Below are 22,078 nucleotides of genomic sequence, written 5' to 3'. Positions count from 1 at the left end.
ATCAATTAATCTTCGGTATGTTCTTCTCCGTCAAAATGCAGAACCAATGTTTCCCCATCAACAATGGTCTCAAGGTGAACATCGCGTCCCCATAGTTGGTAAACATATTCGAGCGTTTTATGGGCATATTTCATATCCAATTCGACGCCTTCATAGCGATGCTTTAAATATAACTCGCGGTTGCGGTCGTAATCGCCATCTAAAACTTCAATGTATGGGAACCCGAAATTGGTCATGTTGGCGACCAGTTGATTCCGCACTTTTTCCCAACGTTTTTCCGTAATCGTCCATTCCTCTTCATCCACCAGTTCGTAAACGAACAGGTCGAGTTCTTCACATAACTCTTCGGTCAGGTAGTTGCGCAAAAAAGAAATATCATTTTCGGTTTCGCGCACCTCAAAAATTTTCTCGCGTCCTTCTCCACCTTTCAAACCGAGTTTATGGCGATCTTCTTCCGAAGGGTTATTCCAGCGCTTTTCAATATCTTCCCAGATTTTATAGCCCAGATAATAAGGATTTAATTGTCCGCGATGCGGAGACACCACACCTGAATGAAGTTCAGCAAATTCCAGATGGTCTTCATCCGGCAAATCCATTTCGCGCATAATTCTTGAATGCCAGATTGAATTATGATTCACAAAACCATTTGCAACGTAGGCGTGCTTTTCATCAACCGTTATATCGAAAACATCTTCGCAACCTTCCTCAATGGCTATAATTTCATCAGTCCTATCTTCAACCTTAAACCACAAATGAGAGGCAATATATTGCCGCAACGCCTCCTGTTTTCGGGTTAATGAAAACCCGATTTCATCATAGAACCGTTTGGCGGATGCCCCGGTAATCTCTAATTGCAAACTCTCACCCCTATCCAAGCTTTGAGTTGAAAGAATGCCAAAATTTAATAGAACTATCTGCACCGTGTGAATAAAATCTTTACTTGTTGATGAAAGCCGAATGCCTTCCTTTCCGGCATCGGCATCGGCATCAAAATACCCTCGCAAAAATGCAGAAACCACCTCTTTCGGCGAACCTAAAATCAGTTGCGGAATTTTTTTATTTCGCGCTTTATCTTCTAGGTTCAGACCAATGGCTTCCAACAATGCTTTCGATTCTCGTGAATGAACAATAACCCGGTAACGTCCGCCTTTTTCCGTAGCATCCCATTTGATTTTTGGTTGTAACCCCAATGAAGTTTGAATGACTTGTGATAGCAGTAAAGAAAGTTCCTGATCTGCGCAGGTCAAACAGATACCTGATTTGGTCTTATTGCCATCCCCAATAAAATATCCGAGTAACCAGGCTAACGATTCATCCAATGCGCCAGTTGCATTTACTCTCTTGCGTGTCGCTAATATTTTTCCTTTGTTTTCAGGATTATGAGTCGTGGCTTGTATCACCGACTCAATCACCGCATCGCTCCTTGTTACCCGTCCTTTCAGATAGCGATGAATCGTCGCCGTTGAAACGCCGGTTAATCGGGCAATATCACTCATCATTGTTGAGGGCGCAGTAAATGAACAAGGCAGTTCCGGCTTCTCTTTCGCCCAAACATTCGACCCACATTCAATGGCGACCCGGTCACCAATTTTTACATCTTTCAAGTAAGCCCAACTACCATCAGCTTTCAAAAGGCGATGTTTCAATGCGCCTTCAATGGTCATTCCTCTACGGGTGCGAATACGCAGGGTCGGGACTTTCGTTTCTTTATGGAAATCGGTTATTGAGTGGATTTCCGCTGTGCCGCCACTTGCAACTTTTATCTTGTTGCCCTGTTCGATTAACCGGTCAAAGTAGATAAATCCATTTTCAGTCAATACCAAAGCGTCTCTTGTCGCGCACGCCCATCCCTCATTCATGATCTTGGTCTGCATTTGCGGGACGAAATATTCCATCTCCTGATGCAACATCGAAATCACATCCCGCTGCCAGTCTTTTAATATCGGCGAGTTCTGCATGATGAAATAGACCAAATCTTTTTCGGGAACCTGAAGTTTGGTTTGATCATTGGCGTCATCTTCGTCGTTTGATTTGATTCCCAATTCTTCGGGTGTGAATAAATCATCGAAACGCCCCGTTGTCCTAATGATTTTTTCTTCACCTTTACCCGATTTGTCGCGCTGCTTTTTAATGTAAAAATTAGGGTCGATATGCTCTTCGATTGAAAGCACCGCATCGAGAAATTCTTCGACAACCTTGCTGCCATATTGAAACTCATACTCATTCATGCGGCGGGCGTGAATCGCCGCTTCATCAACCATCCGGCGGTTGGTGTGGGCGAAATAGGCATTATGTTTGAAGAAATCGACATGACCTAAAACATGAGCGATGACCAGTTTATTTTGCAAAATGGAATTGGTTTCGAGTAAAAAAGCGAACGAGGGATTGGAATTAATCACCACCTCATAAATTTTTGACAGACCAAAATCATACATCATCTTCATCCGATGATAGGCTTTGCCGAAAGTCCAATGTGAATAGCGACCGGGCAGCGCATATGAGCCGATCTCATACATCACGGTTGCCGGAACGATTTCAAAATTGGTCGGGTAGGGGTCTAGTCCGAATTTATTTACGGCAATATCCCAGATTTGCTCTACCGCCCGCTCAAGTTCTTGCACCTCTTTGTCTGTCATATTCAACTCCGTCGCTTTAAACTTCCACACCGCGTTTGCCGAAAAATTGTTTTAACGCCGGATAGACATCTTCTTTTTCATCAATGCGCACGCCGACGAAGCGTTCCTGATTCTTTAACCGGTCGGAAAAAATCGAAAGCAAAGCCCCCGAAGAACGCCGATAACTCGACATTCCTTCTTCGCCGATTTCCCCATAACCGAAAAGATTGCAGGTGGCAATCAATTCATCGGCAAGCCGCACGGCTTCATCATTATCCGAGTAATAATTATCGCCATCCGAGAAATGAAAGGGGTAGATATTCCAATCCCTTGGCGGGTATCTTTCGGCAATGATTTCGAGAGCGAGTTTATAAGCCGATGACACCACCGTGCCGCCCGATTCACCCTGGGTAAAAAATTGCTCTTCGGTTACTTCTTTGGCTTCGGTGTGGTGGCTGATGAAAACGATTTGAACCTGGTCATATTTGGTTCGCAAAAACCGCACCATCCAGAAATAAAACGACCGGGCAATGTATTTTTTAAACTCACTCATTGAACCCGACACGTCCATCATCGCAATCACCACGGCATTCGATTCGTAGCGGATTTCTTCTTCCCACGATTTAAATCGCAAATCCTCTTTTTTGAAATTGCCGATTTTCGCTTCGCCGGTTTCGCGCGCATTACGTTTGATGTTTTCGTATATCGAACGCCGTTTATCGAGGTTCGCCATAATCCCCGAACGGCGAATTTCCGTAAATTTAGTGGTCTTTGATTGCACGGCGGTCTTGGCTTTTTCTTCGAGATACGGCAGGTGTAAATCTTCAAAAACCAGTTTGGCTATCTCATCAATTTCGACATCAGCTTCGTAATAATCCTGTCCGGCTTGATCGCCTGCCTGCGGGCCGCGACCCGCCCCTTGCCCTTGTCCGCCTTCGCGGGCAATGACATCGCCAACATTTGAATTGCCGTCTCCGGTGCCCACCTGTTTTTTCTTGCGGTAGTCAAAACGGAATTTATATTCATCAAGCGAGCGAATGGGTACTTTTACGACTCGTTTTCCATCCGAAAGAATGATTGATTCATTGGAAACGATTGAACCGAGGTTTTTCTTTATCGCGTCTTTTACGCGAGCCTTATGCCGTTCCTGATCTATTTGCCCTTTACGTTGCAGCGACCAATCATTACGTTGAACAGCCATAATGTTTTCCTAAAATGATGCCCGCACATTCAAAGGAACGTGCGGGCTTGTTAATGGAGACAAACCGGCACTGCTGCTACCTTGACAGCAGCGTACCGACATAATTGAGAAGTTCGTTTGCGCTATCCACGGTGTAACCGTGATGAGTAACCAGGCGGTCAATCACCTCATTAATACGGCGCAACTGGTCTGCGTCCGGCGTTTTGACAGAGGTTGTAATTTTTACAACATCTTTCAAGTCGGCAAAAATTTTCTTCTCAATCGCTTCTTTCAAACGCTCGTGAGATTGATATTCAAAGGGCTTTCCTTTCCGCGCATAGGTCGAAATGCGGATTAAAATTTCCTGGCGGAAAGTATTTTTGGCATTTTCACTGATGCCGATTTGCTCTTCGATAGACCGCATCAATTTCTCATCCGGTTCCATCTCTTCTTCAGTAATCGGGTCTTTCATGCGTTCTTTGTTGCAATAGGCTTCGACGTTATCGAGATAATTATTGCAAAGCCCACGCGCCATCTCCTCAAATGAATAGACAAACGCCTTTTGCACCTCTTTCTTGGCAATCTCATCATATTCGCGTCGCGCCTGCGAGATGAGATTCAAATAACGCTCTTTCTGGTCAGGAGAAATTCCGGTGTGCTGGTCGAACCCGTCTTTGATTGCCCTCAGCGCATCAATCGGCGAAATGAACTTCACGTTATCTTTCACCAGAGCATTCGACAAACGGTTGATAATATAACGCGGGCTGATGCCATCCATTCCCTCGCGAATAGCTTCCTCCTGCAATTCGCGAACGTCTTTTAACTTGAATCCTTCAACATCTTCGCCGTCATAAAGTTTCATCTTTTTGACAATGTCGATATTGGCGCGTTTGGGTTCTTCAAGTCGCGTCATCACGGCAAACATTGCCGCAACCTTCAAGGTATTCGGTGCGATGTGAATGTTTTTCAAAACTTCAGATTGATTCAAAAGCTTTTCATAAATCCGCTCTTCCTGAGTGACCTTCAGGTTATAGGGAACCTTAATCATGATGATGCGATCTTGCAGCGCTTCGCTTTTGCGATTTGCCACAAACGAACTGTATTCATTTTCATTGGTGTGCGAAAGAATCGCTTCATCGGCATAAATCATCGCAAACCTGCCGGTCTTGATGCTCTGTTCCTGACTGAGGGTGAGCAGGCTATAGAGAAACTTCTCATCGCAATTATGATTGACAAAACCATTAGCGATGTAAGTGTGCCCTTCGGGAACACAAAAATCCCAGAGGTCGTCATATCCTTCGCTGATGTCCTTAGCTTTGTCATAGAAGAAATAGGTGTCTATGCCTTCGTGAATATCTACAGGAATATCAACAAAAGGCTTAATCGCATCAACAACGGATTGCGCTGCGGCATAAGAAGGAACCGCCGCACCGCTGGAAAATCGCCAAAGCTGTTCATAATTGGTATCGCCAATAATTTGCCGAACCCCTTGCCGTTGATGATAGGTTACGCCGGTCGTAGCCTGCGCGGTTGCCGCAAACGCTTTCAAACCTGAATGCAAACCCGCCCAATGGGGCTGAGTATTTGGCAAACCGTCGCGGTGTGCGGTGCGTTTTTTTTCTAACAACCGTTTGGCAGCATTCTGCTTCTGAGCGATGCCAAAACCGATTTCACGAATAAAAATTTCCGCGTTTTTGCTGTCAATTTGTACAGCAAAGTAGTCGCGTTGGTATTTTTGATTAAATACCTTTTGGCGTTTGGAAATTATCCCGTAATTTAACAACAGCAACTGCAATTGCTCGGCAAGAATTTCACTAGCCGTCGTGCAACTAATCAAATTGGTCACTGTTCCATCCCCATCAAAGTAGGCTCGCAGAAACGCTGAGACAATTTCTTTTGGCGAACGACGAATAATTTGCGGGATATGTTTTTCGTTGGCGCGGCGACCAGTCACTCCAAAGTTGTGGAATAGTTCAACCAGTTCGTGATTCCAGATGTGCCACCTTCCAGTTCCGCCGGAAACCAGATTCAGTCCAAGAGCGGCAGCTATCTTTTGTAAATCATCGGCGACTTCGGGGCTTTGGTTGGAGATACCGATTCCGTAATCTTTCCCTCGTTCGCCTTTCAGGAACCAGCCTTCGGCAACAAAGTAGCCAAGCAATTTGGCTAAATTATCATCCATGAATTTCGGGAATGTCTTCTGCAATTTTCTGCAATCATTTGGGAAGTATGCCTCCAATGCAGGCGACACCTTTGCCCAAAGGCTATTACGGCTCAAGCAAATTTGTTCTCCCGATACAATATCTTTTAGGGCTTTCCAATCCAACTTACCTGACTCGTCGCGCACCAATACCCGGTGCTCCAGAGCGCCTTCAATCACATAACCTTTTTGAGTTCGCAAGCGAATAGTCTTTGCTTTGCCGTTGTAAATAATGTGTGAAGTCTGTTGCACGCCGAACCGGGTCTGCAACTTCATCTCAAAAGCGAAGTCCTGATGATGCACAGGCGTAGTTGGAGCAATCTCGCCAATCTGTAATAACCCCTGTTCGGTGGCGATGTAGGCATTCGGCGTCACGCATTTGAGCATTTCCACGAATTCCATTAACCCGCGATTGGCGATATTCAATTCACCATCGAAGCGATAAGCCCGCGGGTCTGATTCGACACCGACTTCGCCAATGGTTGACAGGTCGATTGACCCTGTGAGTTCGGTAATATCTTGCGATTTTGGATCCGATGGCGCGAATGTGCCGATGCCGATTCTCTCTTTTTCCGAAAAGATAATCCGGTGAACCAACATATCTTCATGCCGCCCCTTATAAACATTCTCAAGGTTATAGCGACATTGTGGGCAAAGTTCACCTTCGATATAGATGCCGTAGTGTTTGGCAATTTCAGGCCGCAGTTCCGCAGGAATCAAATGCAGCGGTTCTTCATGCATTGGACAATCTTTAATGGCAAAAATCGCCCCCTTTTCAGTGCGGGTATATTGCTCCAATCCGCGTTTTAACAGCGTCACAATCGTCGATTTACCGCCGCCAACCGGTCCCATTAACAGTAAAATACGCTTACGGACTTCCAACCGCTGTCCCGCCGATTTGAAATATTCGACAATCCGTTGGATCGGCGCTTCGATGCCAAACAACTCTTCACTGAAAAAATTATATCGGATGATTTCATCTCTCGAACCTTCATTTATCTTTTCAAAGCCGGCATCCAAAATCATGTCACAGATTCTTGCGTGCGATAATTTTGCAAGAATCGGGCTTTGGGAAATCAATTCAAAATAGTCTCTGAAGGTTCCTTGCCAGGCCAATTTATCTCGGTCCCGACGATGCGCTTCTAGCAATTCACTGATATTAAGTTTACCTTCGCCCATAATACACCTCCGTCCCGTTTCTGGGGTCAGAAGCCGCTAACTTCACGGGGCAAACAGAGTCACGGCTTTAATCGTTCTTGCCTAAGAGAAGGGATTTATTCAACCACCTAAACCAAATTTATTCTGGCTGGATTATAGCACGCCACGCAAGCCCATCTGTCAACCTCCTGCAAACTGATTTTGTTCGAGTACAACGCGGGGTTTAATCTTTTCACCTTCCACATCATATTCACAGATGGCAAGCAAACGGTTTTGCTTATCACACGCCCGAATAAAAATCTCTTCGGCTCCACTTTCCCATTGGTTTTTCAAAACTTCTTTTGGCACAACAACCTCCCTTCCATTTAATAAAGGAGGAATTGCCGATTCATCAAGAACCCATTCCGGCAAATGACTCACCGTTTCAGATGGTGATTTTAAAATCAAGGTTCCATTACGCTTTCTTGCCTCCACCTCATCGAGCGTTAAACTGTCCTGCAATTCAAAATCGCCAACAGCCGTTCGTTTTAATGCCGCAAGGTGTGCGCCGGTTCCAAGTTTCTCTCCCAGGTCATGCGCCAATGTCCTGATATAAGTACCCGATGAGCAGCGCACGAATATATCGAACTCTCTGGTGCCATCCGGGTTGTTTCTGATTTTTTCATCCATTAATTCCATGTGAAACACTTCAATTTTAACAGGCGCTCTTTCGATTGTTTTTCCGGCTCTGGCAGCTTTATGCAAAACCACGCCTTCCACTTTTTTAGCGGAAAACATAGGAGGTATCTGCATTTGAATGCCAATCATTTCTTTCAAGGCGAGCTTGATTTCATCCGTTCTCAACGCATCGGATGATTGAAAAGGTGTAATAGGTTTCCCGGTTAAATCCTGCGTATCGGTGGCAAACCCTAAACGAACGGTTGCCTCATAGGATTTATCTAATCCCACGAGAAATTGTACGAGTCTTGTCGCTTTGCCAACACAGACCACCAACACGCCTGTGGCGAAAGGGTCGAGCGTTCCGATATGCCCGATTTTACGGGTCTCCAAGATGCGCCGGAGTTTGGCAACCACATCGTGAGAGGTCCAGCCTTCCGGCTTATTGATAATTAATGAACCCTCCATAGCTGCAATAAAGAGTAGAGAAAAAATTATTTTGGAGCAATAGGGATGTCTTTTTTCGTGGTCACAGGTTCCCCCGCTTCCTTGAGGTGAGAAATCGAGTTGTATAAACGTAACGCCAGTTTTCCTTTTTTACCGAGTGTCCTATCGAACTCATATGCAGTAACCGAACAGTTGGCAATATCTTCTTTCCGGTCATCTGCAAGAATTTGTTCTTCAGATAATCGTTCAAACAGGTAACGGAAACAATTCACTATCACCTGATGCGCAACGATTAAAACCCGTTCGCGGCGATATTCGCGGGTAATCGTATCAATGACACTGCGCAGCCGCAGAATCACATCACACCAGCTTTCGCCCCCCGGCGGTCGATAATAAAATTTGCCGAGCAAAGTCCGAGTCTCAGCCTGCTCAGGGTAAAGTTGATGAGCGCCATTTTTAGTCAGGCGGTCGAATATCCCGAATTCTTTTTCACGCAACCGTTCATCAATGACAAAAGAAATGTCTTTGATGTCGATACTTGAATTCGCCAAAACCAGATTCGTGGTTTCGCGGGCGCGAAGGTAAGGAGAGGTTAAAATCACTGTCGGCTTTTGCTTATCAGGAAGCGTGGCAAACCATTTACCGAGGGCGATGGCTTGCCGTTCACCAAGTTGCGAAAGCGGCACATCAATCTCACGATGCGCCAGATTAATGTATAAATCGCCCTGAGCTTCTGCCTGATCTCTGGCGATATTACCGGCGCTTTCACCGTGCCTTACGAGCCATATCACGTTCGGCCATTTTTGCGGGTTTTTATTTTCGCGCGCCATCTACTGCTGCCTCAGTTTTTCATCAAGTCCGGTTAGCGACCCATTTAGTTTTTTATAAAGCACTTCGATTTGAGTTTTTCTAACCTTTGCGGTCGGCGCTGTCGAATCATAACTCGCGATATAAAAATCCAGAGCATTTTTTTCGTCGCCAACATCTTCAGTAACCACCGCAAGGTGCCAAAAGGCATTCTTCCTTTCAGCACTCGGCAAAAAAACTTCAACAGCTTTGGTCAAGGCTCCGATAGCTGCACGCTTTTCACTCTTTTTATACAATGCCCAACCGAGCGCATCATAAGCTCGCCCTGAAAATACCGCTCGCCTTCCGTCCCTATCGAGAATCGGCGCATCGCGCATCGAATTATCCGGTTCGGTGGCGCTTTCGGCTAACGCGAGTCCACGTCTCGCCAATTGTTCCGCAGCATCAAGCGCGATATTGGCTTCGGTAAGTTTCCTGGCAACCCAAACCATACGAAATGCCTGACGACCGTCATCAAGTGAAGTGAATGTCGTAATCGCCTTTAATAACTCGGTCATTCCGGGAAGCGTCGCATCCGCCCCGGCATTGAGCGGCGCATTCGGGTCATCTTTGGCTTCAGTTGTTTTGCGCGGACGGGTGACGTTGGTTAAATCTTGCTGAACGGGTTTATTGGCATTCGCGCTCGCTTTACCAGACGATGAGTTTTTTTTCTGTCCCGCCTGTTTTTTTGCGTCCGTAGCCATTTGAACAAATTTATCGATTCGTCCCAATGCCTCGGCAAGTTTGAATTGCAAAGCCGTCGTCGGGCTTTCGTTTAAAAACAAAACCGCTTGTCTTTCGCGTTCAATCAATAAATCGAGGCGTTGTGAACGCGCCTTGGCAACCCCGCCAAGCACGGTTTCAAATTCGCCTTCATTAGTAACGGTAAAATTCTTTTTCATCACCTCGATGGCTTGATCATAGCCATCAACCATCATAAATCCTTTGACGACCTCGAAATTCAAGGTCGCAAATTGTCCGAGTTGTTGGGCTTGCAGAATGGTTGCGAGCGCATCACCGAATTTTCCTTCCTGTGCATCAGCATTGGCTTTGGCAATAAATGCCCAGGCGAATCGCGGCACCAGTTTTGCCGCCTGTTCAATAAACGGTCGCGCCTGCGCCGGCTTCTTTTTATTCAAATAGAAAAATGCCTGTTGCAGCATGATCGAATAATTGTTCGGGTCATATTGCAAAGCCATTTGCAACATTCGATTTGCCTGACTCTCCTGCCCCTGAGCCAGTAAGGTAATCGCCAGTCCTCCGGTTGCCTCTGCGTCCTCGGCTTTGATTTTCAAATGCCTGCGGTAAAAATCCGCCGCCCTTTCATAGTCGCCAAAGGCGCGTGATAAATGCGCGATACCGAGATTGGCATATTCATCATTGGGATCAAGTTCAATTGCCTTTTCAAATTCCGCCAACGCATCATTCAATCGTAAATTGATGAGGTAAGCATTGCCGAGCGCATTATGAACGCGATGATCCTGTGAAGCCAGTTTTACCGCCTGTTCCATTACCCGTACAGATTCCAGTGGCGCTTCGATTTGCACATAAAAAAAGCCGATTTGCACCAAACGGTTGGCGTCGCTCTCAAAACGTTTTTCAAAGGCTTTCATCAAATCAACCGACTCTTCTCGATACCCAAAAGCGCTCATAGCGACGGGCATCGGAAAAATAAACTGGTCGAATAATCTATCGGTGATGGGTTCAGGGGCGTTTCGCAGCACCGCTTTAAAATCTTTGGCGGCGAGTTCCGGGCTGCCCTCCCTTAACGATTGTTCGCCCCGCAAGGCATACTCGCGCATCAACAGTTCCCGCGCCTGTCCTTCGACCGGATTCCCTTTTTGGGCATTGATAAATTTTTCAAGCGCCGCGATACGTTCCGGTGCGGTTGGCAAGGCGCGAATTTTATCTAAGGCATCGGGACTGGAAACATCCAACGTCACCGTATCGACCGGCGGTTTTTTAACCGTAGTGGTTGCCGGTGCTTTGGTCGCGGGTTTGGTCGCGGGTTTGGCAGGCGGTTTCGCCGCAGGTTTTGCCTGCGGCTTTGATGCGGGTTTAGTTGCTCCTTTTTTATTTTGAGCGACTGAAATAAAACCCGTGAAAACGATTATCATCCACAAAATAGCGGATAAAACTTTTTTGCTGGAAAGGCTCATTTCTTTATACATCCTGAATACTATTTATCCTGCACAGGCAATACCCGTCCAACCCGATTTGAGGGCATTTCGACGCCAAGGATTGAGGCAAGTGTCGGAGCAATATCCGAGGGCGCGCAGTCGATTGAAAAACGTCCTTTTTGAACGGATTTGCCCCAGAAGATAATCGGCACATGGGTATCATAGTTGTATGGTGAACCGTGTGTGGTTGGCAATGTGCCTTCCATAAAAAAATAAAATGGTTTGGCAATAATCCAGACATCGCCTGAACGTTTGCGATTGAATCCGTTCATCACCCGCCGACCAATGGGCGTGGTCGGCAAGTCGCCTTCTGTAATTTGGGTGCGCGTGAAAAAATTCACCACACCGGGCACGGTGATTGCAGCTTCACCGGCGCTTCGCTCAACTTCGGACGCATCAGCTTTATATTGAGCGATAACTTTCGGGTCGAGATAAAGCTGGTCATTCACAAAAGCCTGTACCCATTTCCCTTCACCAAATTTTTTGGTCAAGGCTTTGTTCACCGTTTCAATCAACCGGGTGCCGGGAATGCGGTCGGCATCAAAGCCGACGGATTTGGCATATTCAGGGACAGGACAAACGCCGTGGTCGCCGGTAACGGCAATCACGGTGTTGGCGAGTCCGACTTTGCGGTCAATGAAATTCAACAATCCGGCGATAGTTTGATCGAGTCGAATATAGGTATCGACAATTTCACGGCTGTCGGGGCCAAATGCATGACCGATTAAATCAGGTGAAGAAAAACTGACGCTCAATAAATCGGGGTACTCGTCCTCGCCCAATTTCTCTGCGTCAATTGCCGCTTCGGCAAATTCTGCGAGATGTTCCGATGCATAAGGCGAATATTCAAATGCCGAATAAAACTTGCCGGTCGGTTTAGCTTCTCCGGCATTCATCGCATAGGGAAATTTATCTCCGAGCGGCGATTTCTGTATCGGCAGATTTTGCGACTGCGCTCGGCTGTAGATTTCCGGCTTCGCAGAAAGTTCCCATTTCATATTGAAATATTTATCCGGGCGGGTATTGGTGTTGAACGCTTTGACCCAAGCCGGAAGTTCGCTTGCATAATAATCACTGGTGATAAATGTCCCGTCGCTGGCTTGATACCAGAAAGCGCCGTTCGGCTTTTGTCCGCCGGGTAAAATGGCGCTGCGGTCTTTTTGCGAGACTGCGATGACCTTCGATTTGAAATTATTCGACAAGCGTATCTGGTCGCCGATAGTGGTGCCGATTAACACTCTTGGACTGAAAGAACCTGGGGTTTCGGATATGCCTTTCATCGTAACCGAACGGGCATTGAGGTCGGAAACCATCACACGATTTTTTCCGGTTTCACGGTCGAACCAATTATTGCCGACAATGCCGTTTTGCGCGGGAACCGAACCGGTAAAAATCGAAGCGTGTCCCGGCGCGGTATAAGTTGGCACATAATCATAATTGGCATTGGTAAAAAACGCCCCGCCTTCAATCAATCGGCGAAACCCATCTCTGCCCAAAAGGTCTGCAAACCGTTCGAGAAAATCGTAACGGAACTGATCAACGACAATCACCAAAACCAGTTTCGGTTTAGCCGAAACGACTGTAGAGGCTCTTTCATTGGCTCTTCGATTTTGGGTTGCGAGTGAAAAATTGGAAACAACAAAAAGCGTGATGAGCAGTAAGCTAACCAACGAGGCGTAAGTTTTTTTATTCATCATCTATCCTGAATTTGAATTTAAATGATTAGCGATTAACCGTAATTCACCGATGCTTGGCATGTCAACCTGACGCCACTTGAATCAAACGGTGATGATTCATCGTTGACGGGTTGCGGATTTGACTCTTACACTTTTTGACCTGTAATGACGTTTTAAGGAATTTTTCGTTCTTGAAGTCCGCATCCCATTTCAAGTTTCAGCAGGTAGCATTCGATGAAACGCATAATTTCAATCAGCCTTTTTCTTCTCATCTGCGTTTATCAAGTCACATCTCAGTTGGCTTTTGGTCAATCAACTGAGCAATCGATAAAACTCAGCACCGAACTCGTGGTGCTTGATGCGCAGATTATCAATAAAAAAACCGGAGTGAGCATTGCCGACCTGAAAAAAGAAGAGGTGACGATTTATGAAGACGGCGTAAAACAGGAAATCACCCATTTCAGCCAAGATTTATTGCCGCTATCGATTTTAATCGTCATCGATACCAGCGGGAGCGTCTGGGACATCATCAAGGAAATGGGCGATGAAACCATCGAAGCGTTGAATCAATTAAAAGAGAGTGATGAGGTCGCGGTGATGGGAACAGCTTCACGGACAGAGTTAATTCAGGGTTTCACCACCGACCGCAAGTTGATTGGCGAGAGAATTCAAGCCATCGATAAAAAGAGTTTGGGACGCGATGGCATTTTACTGCACGAAGCGTTGTATCAAGCCGCTTTGTTGTTTAAAAATGCCAGTAATCCCGCGAGTCGTCGCGTCATTCTGGTGGTTTCCGATAATCTTTCAACGCAAAAACTCGGACAGGGACATTCCGAAAAAGAGGCGCTCAACGAAATTTACGAATCGGGGAGTGTCGTGTGTGGAATTAATGTTTCAAGTCTCAACGAAACCATTTTGAAACTCGACCCATTCTTTTATGCGATGAAACCTTTTTTATTTCGCGGCGACATAAAGAAGTACGCGGAAAAAACCGGCGGCATCGTCAGCAAAACCGGGAAAAAAGAGATTAGCGAAAAACTGGCAACCCTGATTAACCAACTCCGCAACCGTTACGCCATCGGCTACGTTTCAACCAATACCCAAAAAGATGGCAAGTATCGCAAGATTAAACTGCAACTTTCACCCGATGTCGAAAAACGCGAAGGGCAGGTCGGAATCGTTACAAGAAAGGGATATTACGCAAGTAAAGCTAAGGATATATCAACACTAAAATAAAAAAGAGGGCAGAATTAATTGCCCTCTTTGATTTCCAATCTCAACAAAATGTAAGTCTTTAATCTTCCTCAACAACCTTGATGCGGCCTTCTTCCTGAGCTTTCTGAACGATTTTTTGAGTCAGGGAAGCCGGGACTTCATCATAATGGTCGAGTTCCATCGTATAGGAACCGCGCGCGCCAGTGATGGAATTCAAGGTTGATTGATAGCTGAGCATTTCCGACAGCGGCACCTGCGCTTTGACAATCGCGTTGTTGCCCTTTGAATCCATACCCTGAACGCGACCGCGACGCGAGTTGATGTCTCCGAGAATATCGCCGGAATTTTCCTGCGGCACGGTGATTTCCACATTCATCACGGGTTCAAGCAACACGGCTTTCAATTTCTCTTTCGCCTGACGAAACGCTTTACGACCGGCAATCTGAAATGACAAATCGTCCGAGTCAACCGAGTGATATTTGCCGTCAATCAATTCGACTTTGAAATCCACCACAGGATATCCGGCAATTGCGCCGAGCGCCGCCGCGTCTTTAATTCCCTTTTCAACCGCCGGTCGCCAGTTTGAAGGAATCGAACCGCCGAAAATTTTATCGACGAATTCAAAACCGCTGCCTCTCGGCAAACCTTCAAATACACAGGTGGCTTCGCCAAATTGTCCGCGCCCGCCGGATTGCTTTTTGTGGCGACCGACAACCTCGGAGCGCCCTTTCAAGGTTTCAAGGTAGGCAACTTTCGGCGGATGCAATTCGACTTCAACCCCGTAACGTCGCTTCAATTTGGTCACCGCAGTTTCAATGTGAATTTGCCCGGTGCCGGAAAGCAAAAACTCTTTGGTTTGCGGGTCTCGCGAAAATAACAGCGCCTGGTCTTCTTCCAACATCTTGTGAATCGCCTGTGAAAGTTTATCTTCGTCGTTTCGTGATTTCGGTTCGATGGCAAAAGAGATTGCCGGGGTCGGCAGTTTCACCGGTTCATAAGCAATCGGGGTTGCCTTATCGCAGAAGGTATCGCCGGTTACGGTCTCTTTTAATTTGGTTACTGCGACAAGATCACCGGCTTTGGCTTCGCCAATTTTTTCAAGAGTTTTCCCTTGAATGGTATGCAGCGGACCTAAACGTTCCTGAGTATTTTTGGTGATGTTGTATACCGTGGCATCCGATTTCACGCTTCCCGAATAGATTTTGAATACGGTGATGCGCCCGGCAAACGGGTCAGCAATGGTTTTAAACACATAAGCTGAAAACGGCGCAATGTCTTTGACTTCGCGTTCAATCTCTTCGCCGGTGTCCGGGTGTTTGCCTTTGGCGGCGCCGAGTTCATCCGGTTGCGGAACCAATTCGACAATCGCATTCATCAATGCCTGAATGCCGATGTTTTGTGTGGAAGAGGCGCATAAAATCGGAAAGATTCGCCGTTCTTTTACGGCTGAATGAATTCCGGGAATCAAATCCTCATCGCTCAGGGTGCCCTCTTCAAAATATTTTTCCATCAATTCTTCGGAAGCTTCAGCAACCACATCAATAATTTTTTCGCGAGCAGAATTTGCCGCGTCTACCAACTCGGCAGGAATATCTGTGGGCTTGCCATCTGCCAGGTAAGCCTTCAAATGAATCAGGTCGATGACGCCTTTAAAATCATATTCTTTACCAATCGGAATTTGCAGTGGAACCGCCCGGCGTCCCCAGATTTCAATGACGTTATTTACCGCTGATTCAAAATCGGCGCGTTCTTTGTCGAGTTTATTAATGATAATCAAACGCGGAATGACCATTTCCTGGGCGTAACTCCAGGCTTTTTCGGTTTGGACTTCAACGCCACTGGTGGCATCAACGACAACGAGAGCGGCATCGGCGGCGCGCAGCGCGGTTTTGGTTGCAAGTATGAAAGCAGCGGAACCTGGTGTATCGATAATGTTTAATTTTTTGCCGTTCCATTCGCAATGAGCCAGCGAACTGTAAATCGTCATTTTACGCGCGATTTCATCTTCGTCGTAATCAGTGATGGCTGAACCATCATCCACGCGACCCAGTCTGGGAGTCGCGCCGGAGTCAAAAAGCATCGCGGACACCAGAGAAGTTTTCCCGCAGTGTCCGTGACCTACAATGCCAATATTTCTAATATCCTTTGTGTCGTACACCTTCATAGGGCTGTTCCTTTCGTCGAATGAGTTTTCGTAAAATTGCCAATTAGAGAGCAATATCTTGATGACTGCAAAGCGCTATTCATATCTCGGATTCAAGGTTTTTTCAAGGCAACTAAATAGTCTGGAGTCAAGCGTCAGGTGTCCGGCGTCGGGTTCAGGATTGTTGAAAATGTCATTATTCTTTGCAGGCATCCTGTAACTTTGCTCACAAACTGCACATCTGGAAGCGGGGGGATAACTTACCAAATCACACCGGACACCGGATTTCAGACCCGGAACTATTTTCCCAATGGCGTAAAACTTCTCGCCATGCGGTCTGTGAGATTACGTATGGTGTCGAGCACCCCGCGTTTCCCGGTAAAGCGCAACACCCAGACCGAATCACCTTCCTGAATATAATAAAAGGCGCTGGCGGTTTTGCGACCGCTGTCGGTGCTGAAAAAAGCAAAGCGCATCCCATCATATTTTCCTACGTCGAAATGTTCGGTCGAGACTCGTTCAAATCCAACCCGATAGATGCGCAGGTTTTCCTGCTCGGTATGAACTTTTCCGGTCAGCGTTTCACCATTCAGTTTTTCTTTGGTGATTTTTAATAATCCTTCGCTACGGTCTCCGTAAACAAATTCCGTACGGGAACGCCCGACCGCATCATCATAGGTAACGGGTTTCCAATCGCCGATGAGCGTAATTTTAAATCTTCCCGCCGCATCTTTAAATTCGCTGGTGGGTTCCTGTGCAGCAACCGGTATGGCAAATAACAAGATTAAGGCTAAACACCACAACTTCCTGTTTTTCATACAACCTCCACACAATAAAACTAGGCTGGAATATAAAATGATTTAATGCGAGATGAAATTATCTCTTAAATTTTTTCAATTGAATAGAGCACCAGTTGAATCTCAGGGTATGCCAATCCTAACTCGGCTCCGGTAGTTTGCCGGACAAATTTCATGCCGATTTTTTTCATGATGTTTATTGACGCGATATTTTCAGGGTAAGCAATCGCAACCAGTCGGTTAATCTTCAGATTTTCAAAGCTGTAATCTAAAACTCCGCTCGCGGCTTCTGTGGCAAACCCTTGCCCCCAGCAACGCCTGGCAAGCCACCAGCCGATTTCTATCTCGCCGGTGTTTGCCAAATACTGTATGCCGCTATGACCGATTAATCGGTTGGTTGATTTTTCAATCAATTTCCAGAATGAAAACCCCAGGGTGCGATAATTTACTATTTGCTTAGCAATCCAGCTTGCGATGCGCGCATCATCCCAAACCTGACCATTGCCGATGAATCGCATCACTTCGGGGTCAGTGGCAATGTAGCGAAATTCGGATGAATCATCGGGGTGCCAGGTTTGTAACCATATCCGACTGGTTTCAATGACCGTCATCTCATTCACCGATTCGCGAGAAGGGCTTGACTATGAGTAACAATCAGTTTTGTTTAAACTGAATAAACCTGAACATCGCCGGGGTTTCGCAGCATTTTATTGACTTCTCCGAGGTGCAATTCTTCTTCGGCGACCATTTGCCGCGCATATTCTTCGAGGATGATTGATTTGTCATGCACCAACTTGAGAAGCTTTTTGTAAAGCAATAGCCCTTCTTTTTCCATAGCGAGCGATTCAAGCAGAATGTCGTTAATTTCGTGTTGATGGGTTTCCAGTAATTTGCCCACCTTGAGCGATGGGTGTTCGCCGAGATGGGTAATAAATTCTCCGGCTTGATGGGCGTGCAGTAAACAGGTATTCGCTTCCGTTCGACACCACTGCACAATCGGAATACGATTGGGTCCAAAAATCATCAGCGAGTAATGGGTGTATCTCACGACACCTGCAAGTTCCATTTCTAAAATTTCATTCAATACGCCAACGACTGCCGGTTTATCAAAATCGTTATCAAACATTGTCCCTCCCAAAATCTATGACCTGAAAACTAGCCCAGTAAGGTTAAACCATGAGAATGGGCGTGCAAATCTCTGTCTAACCTAGAAGTTTTTTGTGAGGCGGGGAATGATTCTCCGGTCATCTCATTAAATACCTTTTCGACTTGTTCGGCTAACGTTCCGTTAGAAACGTAACGCGCAATTTGCCTGTTCGCCTTTAACTGGTCGCTGATTTGACCGACTGAATCTTTAATCTGTTGCGCCGACTTTTTGCCATTTACCAATTTGCCAACCGCTTCACGCAATGAAGCGAAAAAGGCTTGCTGGTCATTTAATAAGCTTTCGGTTGCGAACATCCCGTGCCCAGGGCAGATAGTTTTCGCGCCCAGTTTTTTTGCGGCATCGAGTGTGGCAATCCATTTTTCGACGTGACCATCGCCCGTGTAGTTATAGGGACCGTTTACGCAGACATCACCGGTAAACAGGATTTTTTCTTTGGGAAGCCAGGCAACCGCATCGCCATTGGTATGCGCAACCCCCAGATGCATTAATTCGACGCGATGTTTACCATCATCAAAAATCAATTCCTTGGGAAACAGCAGAGACGGCGGTTTGAGTTTTGTATTGGTTAAATCTTTCCGCTGTTTGGCGGTCTCTTCCCAACGACCCGGCGCATTACCGAACAATCCGGTTTCATATTTCTTCATATCATCAAGTACCCCGATATGGGCAAGCGGCGTCGCGCCCTGCTCCACCCACAGTTGGTTGGCATAAGCGTGGTCGCCGTGATGATGTGTGTCAAATGCGAACCGAATCGGTTTGTTGGTGATGGCGCGAATTTTCGGAATGATGATTTCCGCGCCGGATGGAAAATTGGCATCAATCACCAGCACATAATCTTCAAAAACGATCCAGCCATTGTTGCAATGGGTTAAAACGATATTGCCTTCATGAAAATAGACATCGGTTGCCAAAGTTTCGACTTTGCCGACTTCACGGGGATTGGCTTTCGCCGGTTTCACAACTGACTCCGAATCGGTGGCTGCCATGCCCAAAAGCGCAGCGCCACCCACCAACATATCTCTTCTGCTCACCTTACACATAAATGAACCTCCCGGTTTTCGAGTAAATAGATTTACCGCAAATCACCCAGTACCGCGCGTTGTTGTTCAATCAACTTATCAATGCCAATGGTTGCCAGTTCAATCAATCTGTCCATTTGAGGTTTATCAAAAGGTTTGGATTCGGCGGTTCCCTGCACCTCAACAAATTTTCCCGTGCCGGTCTTCACCACATTCATATCAACTTCGGCTTGTGAATCTTCTTCATAAGCCAAATCCAGCATCGGCTCGCCCTTGATGATGCCTACGGAAATTGCCGCAATATAATCGGTGACCGGTATGGGCGCAGCAATTTTCCCGTCGTTATAAAGTTTTCTAAGCGCAAACACCAACGCCACAAAAGCCCCGGTAATTGAAGCGGTGCGGGTGCCGCCATCTGCCTGAATGACATCGCAATCGATATAAACGGTACGTTCACCCAGGCGGTTGAATTCAACCACGGAACGCAATGAACGCCCGATTAATCGTTGAATTTCCTGTGTGCGACCGGAAAGATTGGCGCTGCCACGCCCTTCACGTTGCGTACGATTTTCTGTGGCTCTCGGCAACATCGAATACTCTGCCGTAACCCAACCTTTGCCGCTGTTCCTCAGAAAAATCGGCACCCGCTCATCAATCGAAGCGTTGCAGATTACCTTGGTTTCGCCCATCTCAATTAACACGGAACCTTCGGCATATCGGGTATAGCTCGGCGTGATTCTGACATCTCGCAAGGCATCATAACTGCGACCATATTTTCTCTTATAACTCATAAACTCCCCAGTACAATCGTCTCTAACGATTCAATATTTCTACCTAAAAAAATTTCTGCAACGCGACGGAAACGAACCGCCGAATCGGTAACATAAAATTGCTCTATGCGCGGTTCATCGCTTTTCCGCACAAGCTGCTTCTCTTCTAACATCTGCGCTACCACCTCTGCAACTGCTTCGCCGGAATCAATCAATGAAACTTCGTCGCCCATAATTTTTTGAATGGTATGGCGAAGAATCGGGTAATGTGTACACCCAAGCACCAGGGTATCAACCCGGCTGGCAATGAAATCCGCTAAATACTCTCTGGCGACCTGTTCGGTGACCGCATGAGTTGCCCAACCTTCTTCGGCAAGCGGTACAAAAAGCGGACAGGCGCGCGCGGTTATTTCAATATCATCGCGCAAATTTCTCATCGCCTTTTCGTATGCGCCGCTGGCAACCGTCGCTTCGGTGGCGATTAAACCGATATGGCGATTCTGGGTTTTGATTACTGCCTGTTGTGAACCCGGTCGAATCACGCCAAGCACCGGAACCGAACATTTTTCGCGCAGTAAGTTTGCGGCAAGCGCCGACGCCGTGTTGCAGGCAATGACAATCGCTTTGACCTTTTTGGATTCGATAAACGCGGCATCTTCGAGAGCATATCGTTGGACGGTTTCAACCGAGCGCGTTCCATAAGGCACCCGCGCCGTGTCACCGAGATAAATCAGACTTTCGTTCGGCAAACGGCGTTCGAGGGCGCGAAAAACCGTAAGTCCGCCCACACCGGAATCGAAAATGCCTATTGGGAGTTCGGATTGCGGATGGTGGATTGCGGGTTGCGGATTCTGGGAATCAGTTCGACTCATAGTCCTGGTTTCTCAAAAGCGGATTATCGATTGCAAATTTTTTTTCACAAAACCAATTCGCAATCTGCAATCCGCAATCCGCAATAGCCTTAGTGTCCGCGAGTAAAACGCGGTTTGCCTTCGATCATAAATTGCGCGAGGCGCTCAAAATCCTCTTCGGCATCATTCATGGATTCTTCAAAGCTTTCGGTCTCAAACGAAATTAATGATGCATCGCGGTCATTTTTATTGATTGCCAGACCGATTTTACGAATCTCATCTTCGAGTTTAATCACCTCCGCAAATGCCAGTTCGGTTAAATGTTCGGAAAGTAAATCAACCGAAGCGCGCAATTTGGTTGTGCGGTTTCCGGCGTTTTGTAACAACAATCGGACACCATCGAGGCGTTGCAAAATAGATTGACGATGGTTTTCGAGTTCTTCGATTTCCTGTGTGAGTTCAGCCAGTTTAATTGCGGAGGCTTGCGCGTTGGCGGGGTCTTTCATCAAATAAAATCTCTTTCCTTAAATAGCAGAAGTTCAACCTAAGGTGGAACCGGAAAAGGCAGAATGAGGTTTTCCCCCTTTAATCCGTATCACCTCATACAAAATAAGTGGAGGTGGAGAGAATCGAACTCTCGTCCGAGAGTCGTCAACGCTAGAATCTACATACTTGTTTGCTTCGCTATTGGGTTCGCCCGCCAGGACCGTGGAAGCAACAAGCATCCCGGAGGGCTAAATCAGATTGGGCTTAGTTGTTTAACTCCTGATTACAAGTTAAACACTGCAATCCGCTAAGTGACGTTTCCTCTCAACACGCGGATGATGAAGAGGGAAACGTGGCTGAACTAAGCAGCCAAAGCAAGTTCGCTATTCGCGATTATGTTTTTCCACAATTGATAACGCAGGTTATGGGCTGCGGTATGCATCTAACGCCTCAGAATGCCCCCGTCGAAACCAGTGCACCCCCGAAGCAAAATTCAGTCTAACGTAGCTTAATCAACAGAGTCAAGATATTGCTTATTTCCGACACGGCTGTAACAAAGTCTGAATTAGCGCCGCAAGATGAGCTTGAGCCCTTCAAGCGGTTGCGCACTATACTTTCTTCTCGCATCCGGCAGGTACTTGAAGCCTTGCCTTATGACTAAGCCGATGAT

16 protein-coding genes and 1 other RNA gene are annotated in these 22,078 nt (G+C 46.6%); 1 reads left to right on the top strand and 16 read right to left on the bottom strand.

The features are described 5' to 3' along the window. Nucleotides 1-5: 5 nt before the first annotated feature. The 7 genes from AB1757_28435 to AB1757_28405 all read right to left on the bottom strand — a co-directional run bounded on the left by AB1757_28435 (nt 6) and on the right by AB1757_28405 (nt 12,980). Nucleotides 6-2,636 (bottom strand): SpoVR family protein, encoded by a 2,631-nt coding sequence (locus tag AB1757_28435; GenBank protein MEW6130992.1) that lies wholly within the window; start codon nt 2,634-2,636, stop codon nt 6-8. Between the two features lie 16 nt (nt 2,637-2,652). Then, nucleotides 2,653-3,816, bottom strand: coding sequence for a sporulation protein YhbH (gene yhbH / locus AB1757_28430; protein MEW6130991.1), 1,164 nt, complete (start codon nt 3,814-3,816; stop codon nt 2,653-2,655). Nucleotides 3,817-3,892: 76 nt separating this feature from the next. Continuing rightward, a complete protein-coding gene (locus AB1757_28425; GenBank protein MEW6130990.1) occupies nt 3,893-7,174 on the bottom strand; it encodes an LAGLIDADG family homing endonuclease in 3,282 nt (1,093 codons plus the stop codon). Nucleotides 7,175-7,333: 159 nt separating this feature from the next. Beyond that, entirely contained in the window at nt 7,334-8,278 is a 945-nt protein-coding gene (gene truB / locus AB1757_28420; protein MEW6130989.1) for a tRNA pseudouridine(55) synthase TruB, read from the bottom strand. 26 nt (nt 8,279-8,304) lie between these two features. Beyond that, nucleotides 8,305-9,087, bottom strand: coding sequence for a histidine phosphatase family protein (locus tag AB1757_28415; protein ID MEW6130988.1), 783 nt, complete (start codon nt 9,085-9,087; stop codon nt 8,305-8,307). Next, the gene (locus AB1757_28410; protein MEW6130987.1) at nt 9,088-11,274 is read right to left on the bottom strand and encodes a tetratricopeptide repeat protein; all 2,187 of its coding nucleotides are present in this window, start codon (nt 11,272-11,274) and stop codon (nt 9,088-9,090) included. An 8-nt stretch (nt 11,275-11,282) separates the two neighbouring features. Continuing rightward, on the bottom strand, nt 11,283-12,980 hold the full coding sequence (locus AB1757_28405; GenBank protein ID MEW6130986.1) for an alkaline phosphatase family protein: 1,698 nt from the start codon (nt 12,978-12,980) through the stop codon (nt 11,283-11,285). A gap of 213 nt (nt 12,981-13,193) precedes the next feature. On the opposite strand from AB1757_28405, the gene AB1757_28400 reads away from it, so the two are divergent. Further along, the gene (locus AB1757_28400) at nt 13,194-14,195 is read left to right on the top strand and encodes a VWA domain-containing protein (GenBank protein ID MEW6130985.1); all 1,002 of its coding nucleotides are present in this window, start codon (nt 13,194-13,196) and stop codon (nt 14,193-14,195) included. A gap of 58 nt (nt 14,196-14,253) precedes the next feature. Here the strand turns inward: AB1757_28400 and fusA are convergent, their stop codons facing one another. The 9 genes from fusA to ssrA form a co-directional block, all read right to left on the bottom strand. Next, nucleotides 14,254-16,338, bottom strand: coding sequence for an elongation factor G (gene fusA / locus AB1757_28395; GenBank protein MEW6130984.1), 2,085 nt, complete (start codon nt 16,336-16,338; stop codon nt 14,254-14,256). 278 nt (nt 16,339-16,616) lie between these two features. Beyond that, nucleotides 16,617-17,135 carry a hypothetical protein gene (locus tag AB1757_28390; protein ID MEW6130983.1) on the bottom strand — a complete coding sequence of 173 codons (519 nt, stop codon included), beginning with the start codon at nt 17,133-17,135 and terminating at the stop codon, nt 16,617-16,619. Nucleotides 17,136-17,200: 65 nt separating this feature from the next. Then, a complete protein-coding gene (locus AB1757_28385) occupies nt 17,201-17,725 on the bottom strand; it encodes a GNAT family N-acetyltransferase (protein ID MEW6130982.1) in 525 nt (174 codons plus the stop codon). A gap of 53 nt (nt 17,726-17,778) precedes the next feature. Beyond that, the gene (locus AB1757_28380; protein MEW6130981.1) at nt 17,779-18,240 is read right to left on the bottom strand and encodes a ferritin-like domain-containing protein; all 462 of its coding nucleotides are present in this window, start codon (nt 18,238-18,240) and stop codon (nt 17,779-17,781) included. 29 nt (nt 18,241-18,269) lie between these two features. After that, nucleotides 18,270-19,322, bottom strand: a complete 1,053-nt coding sequence (locus AB1757_28375) for an MBL fold metallo-hydrolase (protein ID MEW6130980.1) — start codon at nt 19,320-19,322, stop codon at nt 18,270-18,272. Between the two features lie 32 nt (nt 19,323-19,354). After that, a complete protein-coding gene (gene rph / locus AB1757_28370; protein ID MEW6130979.1) occupies nt 19,355-20,092 on the bottom strand; it encodes a ribonuclease PH in 738 nt (245 codons plus the stop codon). After that, nucleotides 20,089-20,943, bottom strand: coding sequence for a glutamate racemase (murI, locus tag AB1757_28365; GenBank protein ID MEW6130978.1), 855 nt, complete (start codon nt 20,941-20,943; stop codon nt 20,089-20,091). The genes rph and murI overlap by 4 nt, the downstream gene beginning before the upstream one ends. 89 nt (nt 20,944-21,032) lie before the next feature. After that, nucleotides 21,033-21,431 carry a hypothetical protein gene (locus AB1757_28360; protein ID MEW6130977.1) on the bottom strand — a complete coding sequence of 133 codons (399 nt, stop codon included), beginning with the start codon at nt 21,429-21,431 and terminating at the stop codon, nt 21,033-21,035. 102 nt (nt 21,432-21,533) lie between these two features. Continuing rightward, nucleotides 21,534-21,891, bottom strand: a transfer-messenger RNA (tmRNA) gene (gene ssrA, locus AB1757_28355). Nucleotides 21,892-22,078 lie beyond the last annotated feature (187 nt).

The sequence above is a fragment of the Acidobacteriota bacterium genome (assembly GCA_040754075.1).
GTDB lineage: Bacteria > Acidobacteriota > Blastocatellia > UBA7656 > UBA7656 > JBFMDH01.
This window is presented reverse-complemented; position numbering and strand designations above follow the sequence as displayed.

Coding starts and splice junctions, on each gene's coding strand:
- AB1757_28435 (MEW6130992.1), bottom strand. CDS start 2,636: ATGACAGACAAAGAGGTGCAAGAACTTGAGCGGGCGGTAGAGCAAATC.
- yhbH (MEW6130991.1), bottom strand. CDS start 3,816: ATGGCTGTTCAACGTAATGATTGGTCGCTGCAACGTAAAGGGCAAATA.
- AB1757_28425 (MEW6130990.1), bottom strand. CDS start 7,174: ATGGGCGAAGGTAAACTTAATATCAGTGAATTGCTAGAAGCGCATCGT.
- truB (MEW6130989.1), bottom strand. CDS start 8,278: ATGGAGGGTTCATTAATTATCAATAAGCCGGAAGGCTGGACCTCTCAC.
- AB1757_28415 (MEW6130988.1), bottom strand. CDS start 9,087: ATGGCGCGCGAAAATAAAAACCCGCAAAAATGGCCGAACGTGATATGG.
- AB1757_28410 (MEW6130987.1), bottom strand. CDS start 11,274: ATGTATAAAGAAATGAGCCTTTCCAGCAAAAAAGTTTTATCCGCTATT.
- AB1757_28405 (MEW6130986.1), bottom strand. CDS start 12,980: ATGATGAATAAAAAAACTTACGCCTCGTTGGTTAGCTTACTGCTCATC.
- AB1757_28400 (MEW6130985.1), top strand. CDS start 13,194: ATGAAACGCATAATTTCAATCAGCCTTTTTCTTCTCATCTGCGTTTAT.
- fusA (MEW6130984.1), bottom strand. CDS start 16,338: ATGAAGGTGTACGACACAAAGGATATTAGAAATATTGGCATTGTAGGT.
- AB1757_28390 (MEW6130983.1), bottom strand. CDS start 17,135: ATGAAAAACAGGAAGTTGTGGTGTTTAGCCTTAATCTTGTTATTTGCC.
- AB1757_28385 (MEW6130982.1), bottom strand. CDS start 17,725: ATGACGGTCATTGAAACCAGTCGGATATGGTTACAAACCTGGCACCCC.
- AB1757_28380 (MEW6130981.1), bottom strand. CDS start 18,240: ATGTTTGATAACGATTTTGATAAACCGGCAGTCGTTGGCGTATTGAAT.
- AB1757_28375 (MEW6130980.1), bottom strand. CDS start 19,322: ATGTGTAAGGTGAGCAGAAGAGATATGTTGGTGGGTGGCGCTGCGCTT.
- rph (MEW6130979.1), bottom strand. CDS start 20,092: ATGAGTTATAAGAGAAAATATGGTCGCAGTTATGATGCCTTGCGAGAT.
- murI (MEW6130978.1), bottom strand. CDS start 20,943: ATGAGTCGAACTGATTCCCAGAATCCGCAACCCGCAATCCACCATCCG.